Source organism: Vibrio ruber DSM 16370 (genome assembly GCF_900163965.1).
Classification (GTDB): domain Bacteria; phylum Pseudomonadota; class Gammaproteobacteria; order Enterobacterales; family Vibrionaceae; genus Vibrio; species Vibrio ruber.
Genome location: NZ_FULE01000073.1, coordinates 23,314 through 29,838, shown reverse-complemented (window position 1 = coordinate 29,838; position 6,525 = coordinate 23,314). Strand labels below are relative to the sequence as shown.

General features: G+C 44.7%; 7 protein-coding genes and 1 pseudogene. 3 read left to right on the top strand and 5 right to left on the bottom strand.

Annotated elements, in window-relative coordinates:
* The coding region (locus VR7878_RS19960) for an integrase core domain-containing protein (protein ID WP_139344037.1) at positions 1-215 on the top strand (215 nt) is incomplete at its 5' end.
* 18 nt (positions 216-233) lie between these two features.
* A pseudogene (locus tag VR7878_RS19955) lies at positions 234-755 on the top strand (DUF3541 domain-containing protein); the annotation flags it as partial.
* Positions 756-787: 32 nt separating this feature from the next.
* Here the strand turns inward: VR7878_RS19955 and VR7878_RS19950 are convergent.
* Positions 788-1,510 (bottom strand): NUDIX hydrolase, encoded by a 723-nt coding sequence (locus VR7878_RS19950; protein WP_077337723.1) that lies wholly within the window; start codon positions 1,508-1,510, stop codon positions 788-790.
* Positions 1,511-1,802: 292 nt separating this feature from the next.
* Between VR7878_RS19950 and pncB the strand changes: the two genes are divergently transcribed.
* Complete coding sequence (gene pncB, locus VR7878_RS19945) at positions 1,803-3,110, top strand: nicotinate phosphoribosyltransferase (RefSeq protein ID WP_077337722.1); 1,308 nt, start codon at positions 1,803-1,805, stop codon at positions 3,108-3,110.
* A gap of 60 nt (positions 3,111-3,170) precedes the next feature.
* On the opposite strand, the gene VR7878_RS19940 is transcribed toward pncB, so the two are convergent.
* From VR7878_RS19940 to VR7878_RS19925, 4 genes are all read right to left on the bottom strand, one after another.
* Positions 3,171-3,428 carry a transporter associated domain-containing protein gene (locus VR7878_RS19940; protein WP_077337721.1) on the bottom strand — a complete coding sequence of 86 codons (258 nt, stop codon included), beginning with the start codon at positions 3,426-3,428 and terminating at the stop codon, positions 3,171-3,173.
* 283 nt (positions 3,429-3,711) lie between these two features.
* A complete protein-coding gene (locus tag VR7878_RS19935) occupies positions 3,712-4,812 on the bottom strand; it encodes a mechanosensitive ion channel family protein (protein ID WP_235862925.1) in 1,101 nt (366 codons plus the stop codon).
* 124 nt (positions 4,813-4,936) lie between these two features.
* Positions 4,937-5,365: a DUF2850 domain-containing protein gene (locus VR7878_RS19930; RefSeq protein ID WP_077337719.1), complete on the bottom strand. Its 429-nt coding sequence runs from the start codon at positions 5,363-5,365 to the stop codon at positions 4,937-4,939.
* 233 nt (positions 5,366-5,598) lie between these two features.
* Positions 5,599-6,456 (bottom strand): pirin family protein, encoded by an 858-nt coding sequence (locus VR7878_RS19925; protein ID WP_077337718.1) that lies wholly within the window; start codon positions 6,454-6,456, stop codon positions 5,599-5,601.
* Positions 6,457-6,525: the final 69 nt, after the last annotated feature.

The window sequence follows — 6,525 nt, the reverse complement described above, 5'->3', positions numbered from 1 at the left end:
TTAACGGAAAGTTCCGCGATGAATGTTTAAACGAACATTGGTTTCGGGATCTGAGTCATGCTCGTGAACTCATCAGTAGCTGGCGTATGGATTACAATGAAAATCGTCCTCACTCAGCACTGGATTATCTGACTCCATCTGAGTTTGCAGCAACCACAAGAACAGTAACGAACAATGGTGATTTAATAAGCATTACTAATGAAATTTTGGATTAATTCTTGGGGGCAGGTCAGGGCGAACAGGATGTAGTGAACGCGTTTATTGAAACATTTCGGAAAACATATCCAGATGATCAGGACAAAGCACTATCCAAGCAGCAGTACGAAAATAAGATTTATGGCATGACGCACATCATCATTGCAGCGTCCGGCTATTATCAACATGCAGTTTCAGCAGCAGATTATCAATGGATTTACCACTATTTCCGCACCAATATTGAAACCATCATTGCACGGACAAAACCGGATGTGATTGCAGAAGTCGGACTGAGCTTCTTGCTTGCCGGACTCGATAAAGACCCGGTCGTCACTCAAACCAGACAGGCGATTCAGGAAGCGATTCCGCCATTAAAGCAGATGATCCCATCGGGAAAAGATAATTTCAATTTGGCATTAGGTGAACATCGCAACCTACTTGCGATAATGCTTCTGGGATGGCAGCAGCCCCATGCGGCACCGAAATATGACCAAAATCCGGAAATATTCAGTGACCTCCCATATGGACTGGAACCCAAACAGACAGTGCAAGAGCAATAACTCAAAGCCGAAAAAAGAGGTTCTTGCCTGACTTAACCTCTCAGACACGTTTGAAAATAGCTGACTTCATTGTTTGCAAGCCGATAGACTGTTGCAGGTTTTCCGCCACGCCCACGGCCTTTATTCGGTGCGACAATTTTATTGGTACTCACAATCACTTCTGAGTTAATCAACCGCCGTTTAATCGTCATGCGATTCACTTCAACCCCGAACTTCGCATAAGCATCCATAATGTCTGCGACCAGAAATTCCTTCTCCAGAAAAAAGAGTACAACTGATGTATATTCGACGGCAGCCCTTAATTTAGTCCATGCATGTTGAATCTGAGCAGCATGGTCAAAAGCCAGTGTCATCTGCCCCTGTAGAATGAGATTTAAATCAAACCAGTCGAGCCGATTCCGATCCATACCGGCAGCTTCAATTTGTCTGATATTCGACGCATTCAGCAAAGCATAATGAGAAATACTGACACTCCAGCCATCCGGATTACGTTTCGGATTGCCGTCAACCAGCGGATCACTGATGAAATTAGGATACGTATGCACTTTTTGCCGACAAATTCGGCGGCGTGCGGCTTCAAAATCCTCATCAGCCGGTTCACCACCGCGAGCGGTAAAATCTTCGTCATACACCCAGCCACCGGGAATCGCCCACATCCCAAAATCCGGACGTTCAGGATTATTCCGTTTCACCAACAAGACTTGTATACCGTCATCAGATAAACGGAGGCAGATCATATCAATCGTTACAATCATAAATGCTGTTTCCCATACATCGCTTGGCTCATTCTATGAAATGATATCATCATTGGTCAAATTTAATCACAGAATGTTACGAACTAAATCAATCATTTTCATCACAAAATAATCTGAGCATAAATAGCATTTTATCTCCTAAAAGCGCCACTCACCAGATAACCACATCAATAACTCGATAGACTAATGATTGACAAATGCGCACGTCTCATTTAATGTCCGCCTTAGGTTAGGCACATAATGTTACTAACATAGATGATGTTACTAACAATAGAATAGTGAGGATGGCTCCATGAACAATCATCTTTTTTCTAAACATATCATCCAAAGTCTGTTGGATTTAGATGCATATAAAATCAATATGATGCAGGCCATCCATACGTTTTACCCTAACATTGAAGTCCGTTACGAACTGACTGTCCGCTCAGAAGAAGATATCAGTGGGCTACTTCCGGAAATCCGTAAAGAAGTAGAACAGCTATCTCAGTTGCGTTTTTCTCAAGCAGAAATCGACTATCTGAAGAAAAGTTCTCCTCATCTGAAACCTGCATTCCTCCATGCTTTGCGTTATTTTCAATTTCAGCCGACCCAGCAAGTTGAATTCGGCATCATCCAGCAAGGATCAAAACGTCAACTGCGAATTGGCATTCGGGGAACATGGCGCGACACCATTCTGTACGAAACCATGATTATGGCGATTATTTCAGAAGTCAGAAGCCGTCATAGCTGGCAAGAAATTCCCGCAGATCTGCCCCGTCAGGTTCTGCACGATAAACTCATTTCCCTCAAGCATGAGTTGGCTGAACGCGGCATCACTAACTTTAAGCTGACGGAAATGGGCACACGTCGCCGTTTCTCAGCACAAGTACAGGAACAAGTGATGGCTGAGTTGAAGCGAGAGATCCCTGAGCTGTTACTCGGTACGAGCAACTATCATTTTGCCCGCGAATTTGACCTCAAACCAATCGGTACAATCGCACATGAATGGTTTATGGGTCATCAGGCACTGGTCAATCCGGGAGATTCACAACGTGTCGCCCTTGAACAGTGGCTGACAGCATTCGATGGTCAGCTATCTATCGCACCCACCGATACCCTGAATATCGATGCTTTTCTGAATGATTTTAATATGCACTTAGCGAAAGCTTATGATGGTGTCCGGCATGATTCAGGCTGTCCCTTTACTTGGGGCGAAAAGATGATTGCCCATTACGAAAAACTGGGGATCGATCCCCGGACGAAACTCTTTATTTTCTCTGATAGTCTGGACTTTAGTCAGGCACTGGAATTGTGTGAGTACTTCGCCGGACGCGCACAGATTTCTTTCGGAATCGGGACATTCCTGACCAATGATCTTGGTGGCTGGAAAAACAAATATGGTCAGACCTATGCACCGTTGTCCATTGTAATCAAACTCGCTGAATGTCATGGCCGCCCGGTTGCGAAAATCAGTGATGAGCCCGAAAAAGCGATGTGTGAAGATGCAGTCTTTCTTGCCAATTTAAAGCAACAGTTCAATATTGATTTCGATATTGACCAGCTGATTGCTTCCCTCAAGGCAATCAAGCACAACCAACGCAAGTATATTGCAGCTGCCTGAATCACATCGTGTGATTCAGGTGACGGTACCCCCACCAATGGGCAGTTGGTTCCATTCAATTTATCGGGGTAACTTTAATCCGACGAGTTGCACCTGCCAATCACGAACCCGGGCAACCACCCAAGTTAACCCTTGCCAGCAAAACGAGTCACCTTGTTCTGGGGTATCTCCAAGCTGTTGATAAACGAGCATTTCTAATGTCATATCTTGGGGGTAGTCACTGAGATCCAGCCCATAATATAAACCGATATCGGCTATCGCCACTTTCGCTTCCAGAAAAAAATCGCCCAAAAGCCGACCAACGATATCAACACGCATCTTTTCTCCTCCTTGATTGATGTTTTAGTCTATGGAGTTGATCTGATTATCCGGCTCAAATCACATCACTTTGTCAGGAAGTTTTCATGACTAACAATATTTAATATTATGAAATCAATTTCATTTCATCAAATTCAAACAGATCATCTGCGCTGTCAATGACAAAAATTGCCACAGCGATACAAGAATGAACACATCATATCAATAAACAAGGTAGTATCGCTCCCGGGCAGATGCTCATCTGCTCGGGGAATTTGATGAAATGGAAGAGGTGTATCAGAGATCAGCCTCGGCTCAGACGCGCCTCAAGTGGCTCAGTCCCTGCACTTTCAGGCTCTAATTTGAGAGTTTGAGTCGGGTAAGCAATATCAGCACCGTGATGGTGGATGATTTCCATCACTTTTAACAGCACATCCTGCTTCACTTCATGGTAACGCATCCAGTTGACAGTTTTGGTGAAGGTATAGATGAAGAAGTCTAACGAGGAAGCGCCAAAAGAATCAAAATTAACGATCAATGTCTGATTCGCATCAATATCCGAATGCTCCTCTAACATCTGTTTCACATCGGAGACAATCACAGCCACCTTATCTGAATCCCCGTATCGTAAACCAATCACCTCATAAATACGTCGATTGAGCATCCGAGACGGGTTTTCCACCACAATGCTACTGAACACCGAGTTCGGCACATAAAGCGGACGTTTATCAAAGGTGCGAATCACCGTCATTCGCCAGCCAATCCGTTCCACAGTCCCCTCAATGGCACGATCCGGTGAACGAATCCAGTCCCCCATTTTAAAAGGACGATCAAAATAAATCATCATGCCACCGAAAAAATTCGACAGCAGGTCTTTGGCGGCAAAACCGACCACTAAGCCACCGACCCCACCAAACGTCAGTAATCCGGACAGGCTGAGACCGAATGTTTGCATGACCGACAATAGACCGACCACAAACACAAGCAACTTAATGACCTTAGAAATGGCCTGAACCGTGGTTTTATCCTTGTCTTTCGTCTGCAATACATAATCTTCTATATTGTTGACCAACCGTATCAACGTCCAGACAAAACAACAGACCAGCAGAACCAATTTCAGCGTTTCTAGCCAGTCTAAGCGGCTATCACTCAGATCTTCGAGCAATAAACCGAGAGAAATACTCGCCGGCCAGAGCCAGAGCAATACACTGATCGGTGAACGCAAGGCATGGAGTAACAAGTCATCCCAACGGACTTTGGTTTTTTCAGTGATTCGGTTTAAATGACGATAGAGGAAACGCCATAACATCCAGGCGATAAAACTGGCGAGCGTAATCAAGAGTACATTCGTATCTTCTCTTTGCCAAATAGGGGATGAAAGAATGTCGGAAATCCATGAATTCATAAGTCGTGGCAAGTTATCCATATCAGTGAGTTGAACGCTAGCAAAAAAAATCTCATATCACCAGCCCCAATCCACATCATCGACACGATTCTGACGAAGCAAGATCACATTGCTTCAAAACAAACTAATCGCCGCTGGTAAAACCTTCAGCGAAAGAACTTCTGGTATTTACCCGACGCCAAGCGTTGTCGGGTTTTTCCAGCGTATGTTCATAACCTTTTTTGATCAAAACCTGGGTCGGTTGACTCGGTTCAATTCGTTTTAACTGAGGTGAGGCAGCAGTACCACTTATCTGATAAATGTTTTCCTGACCGCCACTTTTAAACTGAATCTGCTTACCATTAAAATCAAATTTCGTGGTAATCAGGTGATTATTACGATAAACCCCACGTTTACTGAATGTAATCACTTCTCGCCGATCATCCATGACTTGCGTTTCCAACCAAGCACCATAAACTTTTTTGGGGCTGGTATACTCTTGATAACTCATATAAATCAACACTGCGCTACAGCCAATAAGCAATAGACCCAGCACTGCCAATAACGATTTCAATGGTGTGCTCCTTCTAACGGCTACAGGGACGACCAATCATCAGAGATAATCATCGTCAGGCTCATACCCATTGGAACAAATTATGCGCATGGGCACAATCCGGAACGATGATATATCCTCCAAAAATTGACCTCTACCAAACGAATCATGCAGTTTTGATATCAACCGTCAGTCAGGTAACAACGCAACTCAATGTGGCTCAGCACCCTGAACACCGCACCGTTTGACCAATACTAATAGGTCTCGAACTGACCACTGTTGTAATCGTTGATCGCTTGTTCAATTTCAGCATATGAGTTCATTACAAACGGGCCATAATGTACCACAGGTTCGTGAATCGGTTCACCAGCCAGAATCAACATACCACTGTCAGTCGTCGTGTTATTCTGCGCGATTAAGCAGTCCCCCTCGGTCAGCAAAGCAAATTCTCCGGCTTTAACGACACGAGAGCTCAGTTGAACTTCACCCCGATAAACGTAAATCATTGCCTGATGCTGTTGCGGTATCTTGAGATCCAGCGACTGTCCTTGGTTTGCCCGCCAGTCCGCGGCAAGCAACGGGACACCCGTTTGTAGTAAAGGACCACTTAACGTTTGGTCTGCGATTGCAGTTTGGCCTGCAAGCACTCTCAATAGTCCGGTCTCATCATGTGTATATTCGGTGATCACTTCAGGCTGAAAATCATGGTACTGAGCCGGTTGCATCTTATTCTTCGCCGGCTGGTTGATCCAAATCTGAAAACCATGTAACGAACCATCTTCCATCATTGGCATTTCACTATGAATAACGCCACGCCCCGCGGCCATCCATTGTGCCCCGCCGGAACGAAGTTCTCCGACATTCCCCATATGATCCCGATGTTGAAAATGGCCTTGCATCATATAAGTCAGCGTTTCAATACCACGATGCGGATGCGGTGGGAAACCTCCGACATAATCAGCTCGTTCATCCGATTTAAGCTCATCAAGCATCAGAAACGGTGAAAATTGTTTGTGGTTAAAACCGGCGACACGACGAATTTTGACCCCATCTCCGTCAGAAGTAGGCTGAGCTGGGATAATCTGATGAATCTGCCGTACGTTTGATGACATAGCTAATCTCCGGTTAATGTTCAAATGACAAGCAAATTCTAAAAAACTCAATCGCCAATGATGAGGAGG

Excerpts from the sequence above, each read along its gene's own strand:
- pncB (WP_077337722.1), top strand. The coding sequence starts at position 1,803 with ATGAACAATCATCTTTTTTCTAAACATATCATCCAAAGTCTGTTGGAT.
- VR7878_RS19940 (WP_077337721.1), bottom strand. The coding sequence starts at position 3,428 with ATGCGTGTTGATATCGTTGGTCGGCTTTTGGGCGATTTTTTTCTGGAA.
- VR7878_RS19925 (WP_077337718.1), bottom strand. The coding sequence starts at position 6,456 with ATGTCATCAAACGTACGGCAGATTCATCAGATTATCCCAGCTCAGCCT.
- VR7878_RS19935 (WP_235862925.1), bottom strand. The coding sequence starts at position 4,812 with ATGAATTCATGGATTTCCGACATTCTTTCATCCCCTATTTGGCAAAGA.
- VR7878_RS19950 (WP_077337723.1), bottom strand. The coding sequence starts at position 1,510 with ATGATTGTAACGATTGATATGATCTGCCTCCGTTTATCTGATGACGGT.